This is a genomic window from Cellulomonas sp. SLBN-39 (assembly GCF_006715865.1).
GTDB lineage: Bacteria > Actinomycetota > Actinomycetes > Actinomycetales > Cellulomonadaceae > Cellulomonas.
In genome coordinates this window covers 2773275-2790047 of record NZ_VFOA01000001.1, presented here as the reverse complement: position 1 = coordinate 2790047, position 16773 = coordinate 2773275, and the positions used below count along the sequence as shown (strand labels likewise).

Below are 16773 nucleotides of genomic sequence, written 5' to 3'. Positions count from 1 at the left end.
CGCGGTCACCGTCCGGCGTACGCAGCCTCCAGCGGGGCGATCTCGAGCCTGGTCATGGTGAGCATCGCCGCGGTGGCACGGGCGACGCCCGCGGGGTCGGGGCGCGTCATGATGTCGTCGAGCGCGCGTGGCACGACCTGCCAGGAGACACCGAACCGGTCGGTGAGCCAGCCGCACTGCCCGTGCCGTCCGCCGTCGGCGGCGAGGACCTCCCAGTAGTGGTCGACCTCGTCCTGCCCGTCGACGGACAGCAGGAACGAGAACGCGTCGTCGAGCCGCAGCGCGGGCCCGGCCGTGAGGAACGTCACCGCGTGACCGTCGAGCTCGAGCTCGACGAGGAACGGTGCGCCCTCGGGCACGTCCGGCACCCCGGGCGGGGCGGTGGTGACGCGCGTGATCCGCGAGCGCGGGACGACGTCGACGTAGAACTGCGCGGCCTCGTGCCCGCGCTCGACGAACCACAGATGCGACCGGACCATGCCCATGACGGGTCCCCTCTCCTCGTGACGGTGCGCAGGGGCAGACCGTCCGGCCGGGGCGCAGTCATCGGCCCGGCGCGGACCTGCCCGCCGGGCCGGGCACGTCGTACGGTGAGCGGCACAGGCCGAGGGGCGCACGACCGACGGGAGGACGCATGTCGACGACGGGGGCCGACGCACGGGCGGCGTGGGACGGGCTCGTCGCGGACGTGACCGGACCGGGCGCGCGCGTGCCGGTCGCGCGGGTGCTGGACGTCGTCGACGGGCTGCCGGCCGTGGAGCCGGCGGAGATGCTCGGGTCGTGGCGCGGCGGCGGGCTGGCGACGGGGCACCCGTGGGACGGGCTGCTGGAGGCGTGCGGGTGGCACGGCAAGCGGTTCGCCAGCGCCGAGGACGTGGACCCGTTGGTGTTCGAGGACGCGCGGGGGCTGTTCGCGGTGAACCCGGCGCTCGTTCCGCTGGGGCTGCTGGTGCGTCACCCGGGCCTGGGGCGCAGCGGTGCCGCGCGTGCCGTCGCCCGCCGGTGCTTGCGGGCCGCGCGGACCCGGCGGCCCGCGGCGCGGCTGCGCCGGGTCGAGCACCGCGGCGTGCTGACGGCGACGATGGTCTACGACGCGCTGCCCGTGCAGGACCACTTCCGCCGGGTCGACGACGGCACGGTGGTCGGGGTCATGGACATGCGCGGGATGCGCGACCCGTTCGTGTTCACGCTGCACCGCGAGTGACCCGGGCGGCACGGGACGCGTGAGGGCCCGGCCGGTGCGGCCGGGCCCTCACGCACCGCGGGTCAGCCGGCGAGGCGCTCGGCGGTCTCGACGACGTTCTGCAGCAGCATCGCGCGGGTCATGGGACCGACGCCGCCCGGGTTGGGCGACACCCACGCGGCGACGTCGTGCACCCCGGGGTCGACGTCGCCGACGACGCGGCTGCGGCCGGTCTCCGGGTCCTCGACGCGGGAGACGCCGACGTCGACGACGACGGCGCCCGGCTTGAGCATGCCGGCCGTGATGATGCCGGGGACGCCGGCGGCGGCGATGACGACGTCGGCGTTGCGGGTGTGCTCGGCGAGGTCGTCGGTGCCGGTGTGCGTGAGCGTGACGGTGGCGTTGACCTCGCGCCGCGTGAGCAGCAGGCCGATGGAGCGCCCCACGGTCACGCCGCGGCCGACGACGACGACGTCCGCGCCCCGCAGCGGCACGTCGTGGCGCTGCAGGAGCTCGACGATGCCGCGCGGGGTGCACGGCAGCGGCGTGGTGACGGGGTCGTTGACGCGCAGCACGAGGCGGCCGAGGTTGGTCGGGTGCAGGCCGTCGGCGTCCTTGGCGGGGTCGACCAGCTCGAGCACCCGGTGGGTGTCGATGCCCTCGGGCAGGGGCAGCTGGACGATGAACCCGGTGCACGCGGGGTCCTCGTTGAGGCGCCGCACGGCGGCCTCGACATCGGCCTGCGTGGCGTCGGCGGGCAGGTCCTCCCGGATGGAGGCGATCCCGACCTCGGCGCAGTCCTTGTGCTTGCCGGCCACGTACCAGCGCGAGCCGGGGTCGTCGCCGACGAGGAGCGTGCCGAGGCCGGGCACGACGCCCTTGCCCGCGAGGGCGGCGACCCGCCCCGCGAGCTCGGACTTGATGGCGGCCGCCGTGGCGGTGCCGTCCAGGATCTGTGCGGTCACGGTGCTCCCCGCTCAGTACTGCTGGAGGCCGGCGTACAGCGGGAACGCCTCGGTCAGCTTCTGCACGCGGGCGCGCAGGGCCTCGACGTCCGCGCCGGTGCCCTCGACGAGCGCCGTGGCGATGATGTCGGCGACCTCGGTGAACTCCGCGTCGCCGAAGCCGCGCGTGGCCAGGGCGGGCGTGCCGATCCGCAGGCCGGACGTGACGCGCGGGGGGCGCGGGTCGAACGGCACCGCGTTGCGGTTGACGGTGACGCCGACGGAGTGCAGGAGGTCCTCGGCCTGCTGGCCGTCGAGCGTGGAGTGCCGCAGGTCGACGAGCACGAGGTGCACGTCGGTGCCGCCGGTGAGGACGGAGACGCCGGCGGCGGCCACGTCGGGCGCGGTCAGGCGGTCGGCGATGATCCGGGCACCGTCGATGGTGCGCTGCTGGCGGGCCACGAACTCCTCGCTCGCGGCGACCTTGAACGCGACGGCCTTCGCGGCGATCACGTGCATGAGCGGGCCGCCCTGCTGGCCGGGGAACACCGCGGAGTCGATCTTCTTGGCGTACTCGCCCTTGCTGAGGATGAAGCCGGAGCGCGGGCCGCCGATGGTCTTGTGCACCGTGGAGGAGACGACGTCGGCGTGCGGGACGGGCGAGGGGTGCAGGCCCGCGGCGACGAGGCCGGCGAAGTGCGCCATGTCGACCCACAGCTTGGCGCCGACCTCGTCGGCGATCTCGCGGAACGCGGCGAAGTCGAGGTGGCGCGGGTACGCGGACCAGCCGCCGATGATCACGTCGGGCCGCTGCTCGAGCGCGGCCGCGCGCACGGCGTCCATGTCGACGCGGAAGGTCTGCGGGTCCACGCCGTACGCGGCGACGTCGTAGAGCTTGCCGGAGAAGTTGATCCGCATGCCGTGCGTGAGGTGGCCGCCGTGCGCGAGGTCGAGGCCGAGGATCTTGTCGCCGGCGTTGATGAGCGCGTGCAGGACCGCGGCGTTGGCGGTGGCGCCCGAGTGCGGCTGGACGTTGGCGTGCTCGGCGCCGAACAGCGCCTTGGCCCGGTCGATCGCGATGGTCTCGGCGACGTCGACCTGCTCGCAGCCGCCGTAGTAGCGCCGGCCCGGGTAGCCCTCGGCGTACTTGTTGGTGAGCACCGAGCCCTGCGCCTGCAGGACCGCGCGCGGCACGAAGTTCTCCGAGGCGATCATCTCGAGGGTGCCCTGCTGGCGGGCCAGCTCGCCGTCGAGGACGGCGGCGATCTCGGGGTCGAGCTCGGAGATGTTCTGGTCGAGCAGGTTGTCGCTCATGCAGGTGCTCCTGTCGCAGTCAGCTGTGGCGGGCCCGGCTCGCGCTCGGCACCCGCACACACGGGTGTGCCGGTGTGGGAGTGACCGAGGGCCCAGGCGTCCGACCCGTTGGTCCAGCTGCTGCGTCGCTCCCCGGTGGTGCCCCACCCGTTGCGCCAGTCGCGACCCGTCCCAGCCTAGCAACGCCCGCGCGCGGGCAGCAGCGCCGTCTCAGGCGGTGGCGGGGGGCTCTTCCAGGCGGGCGAGCCAGCGGCGCAGGATGCCCTCCAGCGCGGTGACGTCGGCGGGGTCGAGGGCGGCGAGCAGGCGGTGCTCGTTGGCGATGTGGGCGGCGAAGGCCTGGTCGATGACGATGCGCCCGGCGGTGGTGAGGACCACGTCCCTGCCGCGACCGTCGGCGGGGCTGACGTGACGGGCGACGAGCCCGGCCCGTTCGAGCCGGTCGACGCGCTTGCTGACCCCGCCGCTCGTGACGAGGGTGTGCTCGGCGAGCTCGCCGCACGACCGGGCGTACGGCGGGCCGGTGCGGCGCAGGGTGGCGAGGACGTCGAAGTCGCCCTCGGTGAGGCCGTGCTCCTGGTAGACGGCCAGGAGCTCGCTGGTCAGGTGGTTGGCCACGCGGTGCAGCCGCCCGATGACGCCCTGGGGGGTGACGTCGAGCTCGGGCCGCTCGCGCGCCCACGCCGCCATGATCAGGTCGAGCCGGTCCGGGCGGACGTCGTCGTCCGCGGTGCTCCGGGGGGTCGCCGTGCGCTCGTCGGTGCTCACCGGTCGATCGTATCTTCCGCGTCAGATAGATTGTCTTCCGTGGAAAATACCTGGCGCTGGTCGCTGGTCGCCGCGGTCGCCCCCGTCGCATGGGGCGCCGCCTACTACGTCACCCGGCACACGCTGCCCGCCGACGCCCCGCTGTGGGGGTCCGTCCTGCGCGCGCTGCCCGCCGGCCTCGTGCTCCTCGCGCTGGCCCGCCGCGCACCCTCCGGGCGCTGGTGGTGGCGCGCCCTCGTGCTCGGCGCGCTCAACATGAGCGGCTTCTTCGTGCTCGTGTACCTCGCCGCACAGCTGCTGCCCACGTCCGTCGCCGCGACCGTCATGGCCGTCTCGCCGTTCACGCTCATGCTCGTCGCCTGGCCGCTGCTCGGCCAGCGCCCCCGCGCCGCCTCGCTCGTCGGGGCGGCCGTCGGCCTCGTCGGCGTCGTGGCCATGCTCGTCACCGGGTCGGTCGAGGTGGACCCGGCCGGGGTCGCGGCCTCGGTCGCCGCGATGCTGCTGTCCTCCGTCGGGTTCGTGCTGGCGACGCGGTGGAAGGACGACGTCGACGTGCTCGCCTCCACCGCCTGGCAGCTCGTGGCCGGCGGCCTGCTGCTCGTCCCCGTCGCCGCGCTGGTCGAGGGCGCCCCGCCCGCCCTCGACGGCCGGGGCTGGCTCGGGGCCGCCTACGTCACCCTCGTCGCCACCGCGCTGGCGTTCGTCGCGTGGTTCGCCGCGCTGCGGCACCTGCCCGCCGGCGCCGTCGGGCTGGTCGGCCTGCTCAACCCGCTCACGGGAGTCGCGCTCGGGCTCCTGCTGGCCGGCGAGCACCTCACCGCGACGCAGGGCGCCGGCGTGGCCCTCGTGGTCGTCGGCGTCCTGGCGGGCCAGCCGGCAGCCGCCCGCCTCTTGCACCGGCGGGCTCCCGCAGGACCGAGCCCGGCACCGGCCGGGGCGACCCGCGTCTCCGCCGGGTCGGTCAGGCCGGGGTGACGACCTCGCCGTCGCCGAGCAGCTTGCGCAGGTACGCGTAGGTCAGGTCGCCCGCCGTCTGGTCGTGCTGGTGCTCGTAGCCGGCCTTGTTGTACAGCGCGATGTTCTGCAGGGAGTCCCGGCCCGTGAAGACCCAGACCTCCTCGATGCCGTCCGGCAGGTACGGCAGGATCGCCGTCAGCAGCTCGGTGCCGACCCCGCGGCCCTGCAGGTCCGGCGCGACGGCGAACCGGCCGAGCGTGGCCTTGGCGCCCTCGACGAGCACGCGGATCGAGCCGACGAGCCGGTGACCGGACCAGGCGCCGAGCGTCACGACCCCATCGGCCACGAGGTCCGCGCGCAGCTCCTCGAACGTCTGCGTCAGCGGCGGGATGTGGGGGTCGCCGTACTGCTGCGCCTCGGTGACGAACGCGGCGCGGCGCAGCGTCAGCAGCTCGCCCGCGTCGTCGACGGTCACCGGGCGGATCTCGAGGTCGGCCTCACTCATGGGAGCATCGTGTCAGCCGGGCGGCCCGGCGCACTACTCTCGGACCTCGTGTCCCACACCTCGGAAGCCACGACCACGCACTGGGTGCTGACGCTCACGTGCCCCGACCAGCCCGGCATCGTCGCGGCGGTCGCGGGGCTGCTCGCAGAGCACGGGGGCAACATCACCGAGTCGCAGCAGTTCGGCGACCCGCAGTCGGGGCTGTTCGTCATGCGCGTGCAGGTCACGTCGTCCGCGAGCGCGGCCGAGCTCGGCGCAGCGCTCGACGCGCTCTCCCCGCGGTTCGACCTGCAGTGGTCCCTCGACGTGGTCGGGCGCCCCGTGCGCACGCTCGTCATGGTGTCCACCGCCGCGCACTGCCTCAACGACCTCGCGTTCCGGCAGCGGTCCGAGAACCTGCCCGTCGACCTCGTCGCGGTCGTGTCCAACCACGAGGTGCTGGCTCCCCTCGCGCAGTTCTACGACATCCCGTTCCACCACGTGCCGGTCTCGGCCGCGACCAAGGCCGACGCCGAGGCCCGGCTCCTGGCCCTGGTCGAGGAGCTCGACGTCGAGCTCCTCGTGCTGGCCCGGTACATGCAGATCCTCTCGGACGACCTGTGCCGCGCCCTCGAGGGGCGGGTCATCAACATCCACCACTCGTTCCTGCCGTCGTTCAAGGGCGCCCGCCCGTACGCCCAGGCCTACGAGCGGGGCGTCAAGCTCATCGGCGCGACCGCGCACTACGTGACGGGCGACCTCGACGAGGGGCCGATCATCGAGCAGGACGTCGAGCGGGTCGACCACGCGCAGTCCGTCGAGGACCTCGTGGCCCTCGGCCAGGACGTCGAGCGGCGCGCGCTGGCCCGCGCCGTGCGGTGGCACGCCGAGCACCGCGTCCTGCTGGACGGGCACCGCACCATCGTCTTCCGCTGACGCCCTGACCCGCCCGCCCGCGCCGCCCGACCGGCGACGAGCCGCGGGGTGAAGCGGTTCACCCTGCCCTGGACCTCCCCCGGCTCCGCGAGGATCGCCGCGGGCCCGCGCTCCGCGGCGCCCGCCGCCGACGCCCAGGAGGACGCATGCGCACGCGGACGCAGGACCGACGAGGACGGCGCGCACGCGTCGTCGCCGCACTGGCGCTGGTCGCCGGGCTCGCCGCGGGGGCGGGCTCCCTCGCCACGGCACCGCCCGCGCAGGCGGCGTCGCTCGTCGAGGTCCAGAACTTCGGCACCAACCCGTCCGGGCTGCGGATGCACGTCTACGCACCCGACACCCTCCCCCCCGACCCGGCGCTGCTCGTGGTCGTGCACTGGTGCACCGGCAGCGCGCAGGCCGTGTTCGACGGTACGCAGTACGACGAGCTCGCGCAGCGGTACGGCTACGTGGTGGTCTACCCGTCGGCGAACCGGCCGGGGTCGTGCTTCGACGTGTCGTCGTCCGCCGCCCTGACCCGCGACGGCGGGTCCGACCCGCAGGGCATCGTGCAGATGGTGCGGTGGGCGCAGCAGCGGTACGGCACCGACCCCGCGCGCACGGCCGTCACGGGCATCTCCTCGGGCGGGATGACGACGCAGCTCCTGCTCGCCGAGTACCCCGACGTGTTCTCCGCGGGGTCGGCCTTCGCCGGGGTGCCCGCGACGTGCTTCGCGACGACGTCGCCACCCCCGGGGACGACGCAGCAGGCGCCGTGGAGCTCGCAGTGCTCGACGGGGGCGCTCGACCTCACGCCCGCGCAGTGGGGCGCGCGCGTGCGGGCCCTCAACCCCGGGTACACCGGCCCGCGTCCGCGGGTCCAGCTCTGGCACGGGGCCCTCGACGACGTGCTGGCCTACGCCAACCACCGCGAGGCCGTCGAGCAGTGGACGGACGTGCTGGGCCTGTCGGCCACGCCGTCCGTAACGGACCGCCCCGCCGCGAACCAGGTGCGGGCGCGGTACGGGGGCACCGGGGACCGGGCGCCGCTCGAGGCGACCACGTTCGAGGGCGTCGGGCACAACCTGCCCGTCGACACGGCGGCCGTGCTGCGCTTCCTCGGCCTGGACGGCACGGCACCGACGCCTACGCCCACGCCCACGCCCACGCCCACGCCCACCGTCTCGCCCACCCCTCCCCCCACGCCCACGCCGACTCCCACGGCGACGCCGACCGCCTCGCCGACGCCGAGCCCGACGCCCACAGCCGGCCCGGCGCCGACGTGCCGGGTCGAGTTCGCCGTGCACGCCTGGCCGTCGGGCCTGACGGCGTCGATCACGCTCACCAACCTGTCGAACCAGCCGCTGCAGGGCTGGACCCTGACCTGGGACGCGCCGGCCGGGCAGCAGGTCGTGCAGGCCTGGAGCGCCACCGTGACGCAGTCCGGCACCCGGGTGACCGCGAGCCACGCGCCGTGGAACGCGACCGTGGCACCCCGCGCGTCGCAGCAGCTCGGGCTCAACGCCTCGCACACCGGCGACGCGTCGGCACCGCGGGCGGTGTGGCTGGACGGTCGCCCCTGCACGGTCGGGTGATGCGGGTCGGGGCGGCGCGGACCCGCGCCGCCCCCACGCCCGATCGCCACTGGTCACACAGGTTTTACACAGAAGTGATGCTCGTCACTGACTTAAGCGTTTCAGGGTCTGGTCGGCACGCCACGGATCCTTGAATCCTCTACCAGGTCATCTCCGGCGCCGACCCCAGGAGCGACCATGACCACCGCGGACGACCTGACCACCCGCACCTCCACCAGCACCTCCTCCAGCACGCCCCCCGACCACCCCGCACCCGCGCGGGGTGGCGCACCGCACCTGCTGGGCACCCTGCTCGTCGTCCTCGGGCTGCTCATGGCCCTCGGCGGCGCCGGCACGTGGGCCGCCGTCTCCGTCGGCCTCGCCAGCGAGAACGTCGTCGTGGCCGACACCGCGCCCGCCTTCGTCGGCGCCACGCTCGACACCCCCTGGGAGGCGTGGGCGCAGACCGAGGCGATCCGCACGGACATCCTCGCGGCGACCGACGGCCGCCTCTACGCGGACATGGACCGCGAGGACCCGATGCGCGACATGGTCGCCACCGGCACCTTCCTGCGTGCCTCGCTGCTGACCTCCGTCGTGGCGTTCGGCGTGGCCCTGGCCCTCGTGGGCGTCGGCCTCGGGTTCGTCCTCGGCGGCGTCGGGCTGCGCCGCCTCGCGGCCCGCACGGCAGCCTGACCACCCGACGCAGCCTGGACGACGACGGGTCCGGTCCCCTGCGGGGACCGGACCCGTCGTCGCGTCAGTGCGCCGCGTCAGTGCGCGATGTCAGGGTGCGGTGTCAGCCCGCCGACCCGGCGTCGATCTGCTCCTGGGTCAGGTAGCCCGAGTCCAGCAGCTGCGTGGTGATGTCCTCGAGGTACACGGACTCCACGTCGAGCAGGTACGCCGGGACGACCTCCACGCCGTTGTCGTAGGACGTGGTGTCGTTCGGCTCCGGCTCCTCGCCGTTGACGTACGACTCGACCGCGAGGGCCGCGAAGTGCGCGAGGCGGCGGGTGTCCTTGAAGACCGTCGAGGACTGCACACCCTCCTGCATGAGCAGGACGGACGCGGCCTCGGCGTCCTGACCGGTCACGACGGGCAGACCGTCGGCCAGCGTCGGGCCCATGCCGGCCTCCTGGAGGGACGTGATGATCCCTCGGGAGATGCCGTCGTAGGGCGAGAGCACCGCGGCGATCTCGGACCCGTCGGAGTAGTGCGCGGCCAGCAGCTCGTCCATGCGGGCCTTCGCGCCGTCCTCGGACCAGCGCAGGATCGCGGTCTGCTCGATCTCCGTCTGGCCGGACTTCACGACCAGCGTGCCGTCCTCGAAGTACGGCTCGAGGGTGTCGATCGCGCCCTGCCAGAAGAAGAACGCGTTGTTGTCGTCGAGCGACCCGGCGAACAGCTCGACGTTCAGCGGGCCCGTCGGCGCGGTGTCGGTGGGCACGCCCGCCCAGTCGACCAGGCCGAGGCCGGCCAGCAGCGCCTTGGCCTGCGCGACGCCCACGGCGTAGTTGTCGAACGTGACGTAGAAGTCGAGGTCGCCCGTGTCACGGAGCAGACGGTCGTAGGCGATGACCGGGATGCCCGCGGCCTCCGCGGCCTCGAGCTGCTCCCCCAGCGAGGTGCCGTCGATCGCGGCGACGACGATCGCGTCGACGTCGGCCTCGATCATCGCGTCGATCTGCTCGAGCTGGAGCTCCACGTCGTCGTCCGCGAAGTTCAGGTCCGCCTCGTACCCGAGCTCCTCGAGCTCGGCGACGAGCGCGTCACCGTCCCGGATCCACCGCTCGGAGGTCTTCGTCGGCATCGCGATGCCGACGGTCGCGGTCGGGGCCGCCGTCGTCTCGTCGCCGCCGGGAGCGTCGCCGTCGTCACCACCGCCACAGGCCGCGAGCCCGAGGACGAGCACCGCCCCGGTCGCCACCGCCATGGTGATCCTGCGTCGCATGTCTGCTCCTTCTCGTTGACGGGCGGTTCGGTCCGAACCTCCCGGGTCTCCAGGGGGCGCCGCTGCCGAGCCGTCGTGCATGTCGGGAGCCCGGACGTCGACCCCTGATCGCGTGGACAGCAGGTCGTTCACGTGGCGGAGGTCAGCGTAGTCCCGCGGATGGTCTTCTCGTAGTGGATCGGGACGAGGCGTGCGCGGGTGAAGCACCCGTGCGGGTGATCCCGGTGGACGATCGTCCGTGAGGGCCGTGACCAGGGACCTCGCGGCGCCGGGCGCGAGGACGTCAGCGCAGCGCGTGCACCGGGTGGTCGAGGCGCGTGGCGCCCGTGATCGCACCGAGGATCTCCTCGTGGCTGGTGCGACGGGCCTCGAACGAGCCGTTGTTGCGCCCGTGCCGCAGCACCTCGACCCGGTCTGCCACGGCGAGCACGTCGTTCATGTTGTGGGAGATGAGGATCACCCCGAGCCCGAGGTGCCGCAGCCGCTCGATGTGCATGAGCACCTCGGCGGTCTGCGCCACCGACAGGGCCGCCGTCGGCTCGTCCAGCACCACCAGGCGCGGCGAGCCGATGAGCGTGCGCGCGATCGCGACGGACTGCCGCTGCCCGGCGGACAGGTGCGCCAGCGGTGTGCGGACCGACGGGATGCGGCTGGTCAGGTCGCGCAGGATCCGCTTGGCGACCTGCTCCATCTCGCCGTCGTCCATGACACCGCCGCGGCGCAGCTCGCGGCCGAGGAAGAGGTTGGCGGTCACGTCGAGGTTCTCGCACAGCGCGAGGTCCTGGAAGACCGTCGCGATGCCGGCCTGGTGCGCGTCCGCGGGCGACCCGAAGGTCACGGGCTGGCCGTCGAGCTCGATGAGGCCCGCGTCGGGGGCCAGCACGCCCGAGACGACCTTCGCGAGCGTGGACTTGCCCGCCCCGTTGTCGCCCACCAGGGCGACGACCTCGTGGGCATGGACGTCGAGGTCCACCCCGACCAGCGCCTCGACGGCACCGAACCGCTTCGTGATCTGCCGCATCGACAGGAGCGGGACGCGCACGTCGGCACTCATGACACGCTCACCTGCCCTCCGTCGCGCACGTGTCCGGCCAGTGAAACCCCACGCCGGGCCCTCGTCAACTTCGACCTCCTGGTCTCCCCCGTGGTCCGCGTGCCGCGTCGGGACGACACCGTACGCACCTCGCGCGGCACGCGTGCGGTTTTCCTCACCCGACCGTCAGGTCGTCTGCACCTGCGTGCACGTCCGTGGCCTGCAGCACCATCGCGACGGCCCCCACCACCTCGGCGCGGGCACCGAGCTCGGCCGGGACGACCTCGAGCGGGGCGATCTGGTTGAGCAGCACCCGGCGACGGATCGCCTCGCGCAGCGGGCCGAGCAGAACTTCACCCGTCTCCGCCAGCTCCCCCCCGACCACCACGCACTGGGGGTTCACGGCCATGCCGAGACCTGCGACGACGGCGCCGATGGCGGCGCCCGCGTCCGCGACGACCTGCCGGCAGCCAGGGTCGCCGTCTACGGCGCGCTGCACGACGTCGCGCAGCGTCATGGGACCGTGGCTGGCCGACAGGGGCTCCGTCAGCGCCGTGTCCCCGACGACGGTGTCGAGGCAGCCGCGGCTGCCGCAGCGGCAGATCCGCCCCTGCGGGTCGACCTGCACGTGCCCGATCTCGCCGGCGGTGCCGGCGAAGCCGCGGTGCACCTGACCGGCGATGACGATGCCGGCGCCCGTGCCGTACGAGGCGCGGACGTACACCGAGTCCCGGTAGAACCGCGACGCGCCCAGGCGGCTCTCGGCCAGCGCCCCGAGGTTGGCGTCGTTGTCGACGAACACCGGCTTGGCCAGCCGTTTGGCCAGGACGTGGGCCACGGGCACCTCGTCCCAGCCGCGCATCATGCCGCGCACCGAGACCATGCCGGTCTCGGGCTCGACGGGTGCGGGGATGCCGACGCCGATGCCGACGACCTCGTCGAGGGTCGACCCGACACGTTCGGTGAGATCCACGAGCAGCAGGGCGGCCCGGTCGAGGCTCGTGTCGACACGGTGGTCGGACGGCAGCGGGAGCGTCTGCTCGGCGACGACCTCGTGCGTCACGTCGGACAGCACGACCCGCAGGTGGCGGTGACCGAACTGCACTCCCGCAGCCAGGCCGGTGCGCCGGGCGAGGGTGACGAGCTGGGCACGGCGGCCCGAGCGGGTCGTCGTGCGGGTCTCGACGACCCCGGCGGCGAGGAGCTCCTTGACGATCGAGGAGACCGTGGCGGCCGACAGGCCGGTCGCGCCGCTGATCTCGACCTGCGTGATCCCGCCGAACCTCTTGACGGCGTCGACGATGAGGGCACGGTTGGCCTCACGCAGCGAGGACTGCGACCCGGACATCGCGCCCCCTCCCGGCGTGAGCCTGGCGACGGGGCGGGTCGTCGAAGGGGTGCGACCCGCCCCGCCGCGTCTGGCGTGCGGCGGTCCGGTCGGGTCGTGCCCCCGACCGGACCGCCGGCACGTGCTGCGTCAGCGCGTCCCGGCGCGACGCTTGTTGTAGATGTCGAACGCCACGGCGAGCAGGAGCACGAGGCCCTTGACCACCTGCTGGATCGACTGCGGGACGCCCATGAGCTGCATGCCGTTGCTCATGACGGCCATGATCAGCGCACCGATCATCGCGCCGGTCACCCGACCGACGCCGCCGGTGGTCGACGCACCGCCGATGAAGCACGCGGCGATCGCGTCGAGCTCGAACATGTCGCCGGCACGGGGCTGGGCACCGTTCATGCGCGAGGAGTAGACGACACCGGCGACGGAGGCCAGGACGCCCATGTTGACGAAGACCCAGAAGGTGACCTGCCGGACCTTGACGCCCGACAGCTCCGCCGCGTGCAGGTTGCCACCGATGGCGTAGATGTGACGACCGAAGACGGACCGCTGCGTGACCACCGTGTACGCGAGGATCAGGACGGCGAGGATGATCAGCACGTTCGGCAGGCCGCGGCTCTGCGCGAGCTGGTAGCCGAACCACATGACGACGGCGCCGACGGCCACGATCTTGGCGACGAACAGCGGCATGGACTCGACCGTCTGCTGGTACGCCACGCGCCCGCGCCGGGTCCGCCACTGCGAGACCGCGTAGCCGACGACGGCGATCGCGAAGATCACCAGCGTGAAGACGTCGACGCCGTAGCCACCGAGCAGACCGTTCTGGAACCCGTTCGCGATGTCGTAGTACGCGCCGCCGAACGGCGAGAGGGAGACGTTGTCGAGCACCCGGAAGGTCAGACCACGGAACAGGAGCATGCCCGCGAGGGACACGATGAAGCCGGGGATGCCGACGAACGCGACCCAGAACCCCTGCCAGATGCCGACCAGGAGTCCCACCCCGAGGGCGGCCACCACGCCGACGTACCACGGCATGCCGTTGCGGATCACGAGCACCGCGGACACGGCCCCGGTGAGCGCCACGACCGAACCGACCGACAGGTCGATCTGCCCGAGGATGATCACCATCACCATGCCGATGGCCAGGATCAGGATGTACGAGAACTGCAGGACGATGTTCGTCAGGTTGCCCGGGCTGAGGAAGTTCCCGTTGAGCAGCGAGAAGAGCGCCACGATCGCGACGAAGGCGATGAGGATGCCGCTCTGGCGGAAGTTCCGCGTCACCATCTCGCGGAAGCCGGCGATGGCCGTCATGATGTCTGGTCCTTTGCTGTCTCTCGCTCCATGGTCATGAGCTCCATCAGCCGCTCCTGCGTCGCCTCGGCGACCGGCAGCTGCCCCGTGATGCGCCCGAAGGCCAGGGTGTAGACGCGGTCGCAGATGCCCAGGAGCTCGGGCAGCTCCGAGGAGATGACCACGACGGCCTTCCCCTCGGCGACCATGCGGTTGATGATCGTGTAGATCTCGTACTTGGCACCGACGTCGATGCCACGGGTCGGCTCGTCGAGGATGAGCACGTCGGGCTGCGTGTACAGCCACTTGGCCAGGACGACCTTCTGCTGGTTGCCGCCGGAGAGCTTGCCGACGACGGCCAGCACGGTGGGCGTCTTGATGTTCAGGCTGCCGCGGTACTCGTTGGCGACCTTCAGCTCCTCGTTGCCGTTGACCCAGCCGCGCGTGGCCATCCGGCGCAGGCCTGCGCTGGAGATGTTGCGGCGGATGTCGTCGATGAGGTTGAGGCCGTACTTCTTGCGGTCCTCGGTGGCGTAGGCCAGGCCGTGGTCGATCGCCTCGGAGACGTTGCGGACATGGATCTCCTCACCGTTCTTGAAGATCCGTCCGCTCACGTAGTGGCCGTAGGTGCGCCCGAAGACGCTCATCGCGAGCTCGGTGCGGCCGGCACCCATGAGGCCCGCGATCCCGACGACCTCGCCGGCCCGCACGTCGAACGACGCACCCTCGATGACCAGCCGGTCCGCCTGCGTGGGGTGCCGCACGGTCCAGTCCTCGACCCGCAGCACCTCCTCGCCGATCTGCGGCGTGCGCTCGGGGTACCGGTGCTCGAGGTCCCGGCCGACCATCCCACGGATGATCCGGTCCTGGGTGGACTCGGGCTCCTTCATGTCGATCGTCTCGATCGTCTGGCCGTCGCGGATGATCGTCGTGCTGTCCGCGATCTCGGCGATCTCGTTGAGCTTGTGCGAGATCATGATCGACGTGATGCCCTGACCCTGCAGGTGACGCAGCAGGTTGAGCAGGTGCTCGGAGTCGGTGTCGTTCAGGGCGGCGGTCGGCTCGTCGAGGATGAGGAGCTTGACCTCCTTCGACAGCGCCTTGGCGATCTCGATGAGCTGCTGCTTGCCGACGCCGAGCTGGGAGACGGGCGTCGTCGGGTTCTCGTCGAGACCGACGCGGGCGAGCAGCTTGGCCGCCTCGTCGTTGGTCTTGTTCCAGTCGATCAGGCCGCCGGCGCCGCGGACCTCGTTGCCGAGGAAGATGTTCTCCGCGACCGACAGGTAGGACACCAGCGCGAGCTCCTGGTGGATGATGACGATGCCCTTGGCCTCGGAGTCGTTGATCGACCCGAACGACATCTCCTCGTCCTCGAAGAGGATCTGGCCCTCGTAGGTGCCGTGGGGGTAGACCCCGGAGAGCACCTTCATCAGCGTCGACTTGCCGGCGCCGTTCTCACCGCAGATGGCGTGGATCTCGCCACGCTCGACCGTCAGCGTCACATCCTGCAGCGCCTTGACGCCGGGGAAGGTCTTCGTGATCGAGCGCATCTCCAGGATCACGCTCATGCGCGTCCTCCGTTCTCTCGTCGGGCGTGGGACGGGCCCGGCCCCTTGCGTGGACCGGGCCCGTCCGGGGTGCGTCAGATCACTCCGCGACGCCCGCGTCGATCTCCTCCTGCGTCCAGTACTCGGAGTCGACCAGCAGCTCGGTGATGTTGTCCGCGTGGACCGTGTCGACCGTGAGCAGGTACGACGGGACGACCTTCACGCCGTTGTCGTACGTCTCGGTGTCGTTCGCCTCGGGGTCCTCGCCGTTGATGAAGGACTCCACCGCGGTGACCGACTGGTCGGCGAGCTTGCGGGTGTCCTTGAAGATCGTCGAGGACTGGATGCCGTCCTGGATGAGCTTCACGGACGCGATCTCGGCGTCCTGACCGGTGACCACCGGCAGGCCGTCCTCGAGCGACGGGCCCATGCCGACGCTCTGGAGCGCCGTGATGATGCCGCGCGAGATGCCGTCGTACGGGGAGAGCACGCCGTGCAGCTCGGTGCCGTCGGAGTACGTCGAGGTGAGGAGCGTCTCCATGCGGCCCTGCGCCGTCTCCTGCGACCAGCGCAGCGTGGCGGCCTGCTCGATGTCCGTCTGGCCGGAGGGCACGACGAGCGTGCCGTCCTCCATGTACGGCTCGAGGACCGACATGGCGCCGTCCCAGAAGAAGTGCGCGTTGTTGTCGTCCAGCGAGCCGGCGAACAGCTCGATGTTGAACGGGCCCTCGGGCGCGCCGTCGACGGGCTCGCCCGCCCAGTCGGTCAGGCCGAGGCCGGCGAGCAGGCCGTTGGCCTGGGCGACACCGACCGCGAAGTTGTCGAACGTGACGTAGAAGTCCACGTTCTCGCTGTCCCGGATGAGGCGGTCGTACGAGATGACGGGGATGTTCGCCGCCGCGGCCGCGTCGAGCTGGCTCGACAGGGCCGTGCCGTCGATCGCCGCGATGATGAGGACGTCTGCGCCGCCCGTGATCATCGAGTCGATCTGCTGGGTCTGGGTCGGGATGTCGTCGCCCGCGAACTGCAGGTCGACCTGGTAGCCGAGCTCCTTGAGCCCGGCCTCGACGGCGTCGCCGTCCGCGATCCAGCGCTCCGACGTCTCGGTCGGCATGGCGACCCCGACGAGGACGTCCTCGGCTGCGGGAGCCTCGCCGTCACCCTCGGTGCTGCCGGCGCCGCCACCGCCGCAGGCAGCGAGGCCGAGGACGAGCGCCGCCCCGGTCGCCGCCGTCATGGTGATCTTGCGTCGCATGTCTGCTCCTTCTCGTCGCTGAGAGGTTCGGTGCGAACCCTGCGGGTCCGGTGCGCGGCTGCCGTGCCCACGCGCGGTGTCCCGACTGACTCCAGGACGCCGGTCGTCGTCGTCCCGAGGTGCAGCACGCACACTCTGTTGCCTTCGGTTCTCGAAGTCAACGCCGGAGGCAACCGCTCCGGTCTCGAAACCATCACGGTTCGGTCACGGCGC

16 protein-coding genes and 1 riboswitch are annotated in these 16773 nt (G+C 72.3%); of the genes, 5 read left to right on the top strand and 11 right to left on the bottom strand.

The annotated features are described in order from the left end of the window. Positions 1–5 precede the first annotated feature (5 nt). Positions 6–479, bottom strand: a complete 474-nt coding sequence (locus FBY24_RS12865) for a VOC family protein (RefSeq protein WP_370510987.1) — start codon at positions 477–479, stop codon at positions 6–8. Positions 480–634: 155 nt separating this feature from the next. Between FBY24_RS12865 and FBY24_RS12860 the strand changes: the two genes are divergently transcribed. Beyond that, entirely contained in the window at positions 635–1204 is a 570-nt protein-coding gene (locus tag FBY24_RS12860; protein WP_142161108.1) for a GXWXG domain-containing protein, read from the top strand. Between the two features lie 62 nt (positions 1205–1266). Here the strand turns inward: FBY24_RS12860 and FBY24_RS12855 are convergent, their stop codons facing one another. The 3 genes from FBY24_RS12855 to FBY24_RS12845 form a co-directional block, all read right to left on the bottom strand. Further along, a complete protein-coding gene (locus tag FBY24_RS12855; RefSeq protein ID WP_142161106.1) occupies positions 1267–2148 on the bottom strand; it encodes a bifunctional methylenetetrahydrofolate dehydrogenase/methenyltetrahydrofolate cyclohydrolase in 882 nt (293 codons plus the stop codon). Positions 2149–2160: 12 nt separating this feature from the next. Then, entirely contained in the window at positions 2161–3441 is a 1281-nt protein-coding gene (gene glyA / locus FBY24_RS12850; RefSeq protein ID WP_142161104.1) for a serine hydroxymethyltransferase, read from the bottom strand. Between the two features lie 83 nt (positions 3442–3524). Then, positions 3525–3614: riboswitch (ZMP/ZTP riboswitch) on the bottom strand. A 37-nt stretch (positions 3615–3651) separates the two neighbouring features. Further along, a complete protein-coding gene (locus FBY24_RS12845) occupies positions 3652–4131 on the bottom strand; it encodes a MarR family winged helix-turn-helix transcriptional regulator (RefSeq protein WP_142163517.1) in 480 nt (159 codons plus the stop codon). Positions 4132–4248: 117 nt separating this feature from the next. On the opposite strand from FBY24_RS12845, the gene FBY24_RS12840 reads away from it, so the two are divergent. Then, a complete protein-coding gene (locus tag FBY24_RS12840; RefSeq protein ID WP_142161102.1) occupies positions 4249–5184 on the top strand; it encodes a DMT family transporter in 936 nt (311 codons plus the stop codon). On the opposite strand, the gene FBY24_RS12835 is transcribed toward FBY24_RS12840, so the two are convergent. After that, positions 5171–5671, bottom strand: a complete 501-nt coding sequence (locus FBY24_RS12835) for a GNAT family N-acetyltransferase (protein WP_142161100.1) — start codon at positions 5669–5671, stop codon at positions 5171–5173. The two genes, FBY24_RS12840 and FBY24_RS12835, sit on opposite strands and share 14 nt — an antisense overlap. 48 nt (positions 5672–5719) lie before the next feature. Here FBY24_RS12835 and purU point away from each other — a divergent pair, with 48 nt between their 5' ends. From purU to FBY24_RS12820, 3 genes are all read left to right on the top strand, one after another. After that, the gene (gene purU, locus FBY24_RS12830; RefSeq protein WP_142161098.1) at positions 5720–6586 is read left to right on the top strand and encodes a formyltetrahydrofolate deformylase; all 867 of its coding nucleotides are present in this window, start codon (positions 5720–5722) and stop codon (positions 6584–6586) included. Positions 6587–6732: 146 nt separating this feature from the next. Then, positions 6733–8160 carry a PHB depolymerase family esterase gene (locus FBY24_RS12825; RefSeq protein ID WP_142161096.1) on the top strand — a complete coding sequence of 476 codons (1428 nt, stop codon included), beginning with the start codon at positions 6733–6735 and terminating at the stop codon, positions 8158–8160. Between the two features lie 177 nt (positions 8161–8337). Beyond that, a complete protein-coding gene (locus FBY24_RS12820) occupies positions 8338–8835 on the top strand; it encodes an aromatic ring-opening dioxygenase LigA (RefSeq protein ID WP_142161094.1) in 498 nt (165 codons plus the stop codon). 103 nt (positions 8836–8938) lie between these two features. On the opposite strand, the gene FBY24_RS12815 is transcribed toward FBY24_RS12820, so the two are convergent. The 6 genes from FBY24_RS12815 to chvE form a co-directional block, all read right to left on the bottom strand. Continuing rightward, entirely contained in the window at positions 8939–10093 is a 1155-nt protein-coding gene (locus FBY24_RS12815; RefSeq protein ID WP_142161092.1) for a sugar-binding protein, read from the bottom strand. A 283-nt stretch (positions 10094–10376) separates the two neighbouring features. Next, positions 10377–11147, bottom strand: coding sequence for an ATP-binding cassette domain-containing protein (locus FBY24_RS12810; protein ID WP_142161090.1), 771 nt, complete (start codon positions 11145–11147; stop codon positions 10377–10379). Between the two features lie 154 nt (positions 11148–11301). Beyond that, the gene (locus FBY24_RS12805) at positions 11302–12474 is read right to left on the bottom strand and encodes an ROK family transcriptional regulator (RefSeq protein WP_142161088.1); all 1173 of its coding nucleotides are present in this window, start codon (positions 12472–12474) and stop codon (positions 11302–11304) included. A gap of 129 nt (positions 12475–12603) precedes the next feature. Continuing rightward, a complete protein-coding gene (mmsB, locus tag FBY24_RS12800) occupies positions 12604–13779 on the bottom strand; it encodes a multiple monosaccharide ABC transporter permease (RefSeq protein WP_142161086.1) in 1176 nt (391 codons plus the stop codon). Beyond that, on the bottom strand, positions 13776–15326 hold the full coding sequence (gene mmsA, locus FBY24_RS12795) for a multiple monosaccharide ABC transporter ATP-binding protein (RefSeq protein ID WP_142161084.1): 1551 nt from the start codon (positions 15324–15326) through the stop codon (positions 13776–13778). Before mmsA ends, mmsB begins: the two co-directional genes overlap by 4 nt. A gap of 79 nt (positions 15327–15405) precedes the next feature. Then, complete coding sequence (chvE, locus tag FBY24_RS12790; RefSeq protein WP_142161082.1) at positions 15406–16560, bottom strand: multiple monosaccharide ABC transporter substrate-binding protein; 1155 nt, start codon at positions 16558–16560, stop codon at positions 15406–15408. Positions 16561–16773 lie beyond the last annotated feature (213 nt).

Excerpts from the sequence above, each read along its gene's own strand:
- FBY24_RS12865 (WP_370510987.1), bottom strand. The coding sequence starts at position 479 with ATGGTCCGGTCGCATCTGTGGTTCGTCGAGCGCGGGCACGAGGCCGCG.
- FBY24_RS12860 (WP_142161108.1), top strand. The coding sequence starts at position 635 with ATGTCGACGACGGGGGCCGACGCACGGGCGGCGTGGGACGGGCTCGTC.
- glyA (WP_142161104.1), bottom strand. The coding sequence starts at position 3,441 with ATGAGCGACAACCTGCTCGACCAGAACATCTCCGAGCTCGACCCCGAG.
- FBY24_RS12845 (WP_142163517.1), bottom strand. The coding sequence starts at position 4,131 with ATGGCGGCGTGGGCGCGCGAGCGGCCCGAGCTCGACGTCACCCCCCAG.
- FBY24_RS12835 (WP_142161100.1), bottom strand. The coding sequence starts at position 5,671 with ATGAGTGAGGCCGACCTCGAGATCCGCCCGGTGACCGTCGACGACGCG.
- FBY24_RS12825 (WP_142161096.1), top strand. The coding sequence starts at position 6,733 with ATGCGCACGCGGACGCAGGACCGACGAGGACGGCGCGCACGCGTCGTC.
- FBY24_RS12820 (WP_142161094.1), top strand. The coding sequence starts at position 8,338 with ATGACCACCGCGGACGACCTGACCACCCGCACCTCCACCAGCACCTCC.
- FBY24_RS12815 (WP_142161092.1), bottom strand. The coding sequence starts at position 10,093 with ATGCGACGCAGGATCACCATGGCGGTGGCGACCGGGGCGGTGCTCGTC.
- FBY24_RS12810 (WP_142161090.1), bottom strand. The coding sequence starts at position 11,147 with ATGAGTGCCGACGTGCGCGTCCCGCTCCTGTCGATGCGGCAGATCACG.
- FBY24_RS12805 (WP_142161088.1), bottom strand. The coding sequence starts at position 12,474 with ATGTCCGGGTCGCAGTCCTCGCTGCGTGAGGCCAACCGTGCCCTCATC.
- mmsB (WP_142161086.1), bottom strand. The coding sequence starts at position 13,779 with ATGACGGCCATCGCCGGCTTCCGCGAGATGGTGACGCGGAACTTCCGC.
- mmsA (WP_142161084.1), bottom strand. The coding sequence starts at position 15,326 with ATGAGCGTGATCCTGGAGATGCGCTCGATCACGAAGACCTTCCCCGGC.
- chvE (WP_142161082.1), bottom strand. The coding sequence starts at position 16,560 with ATGCGACGCAAGATCACCATGACGGCGGCGACCGGGGCGGCGCTCGTC.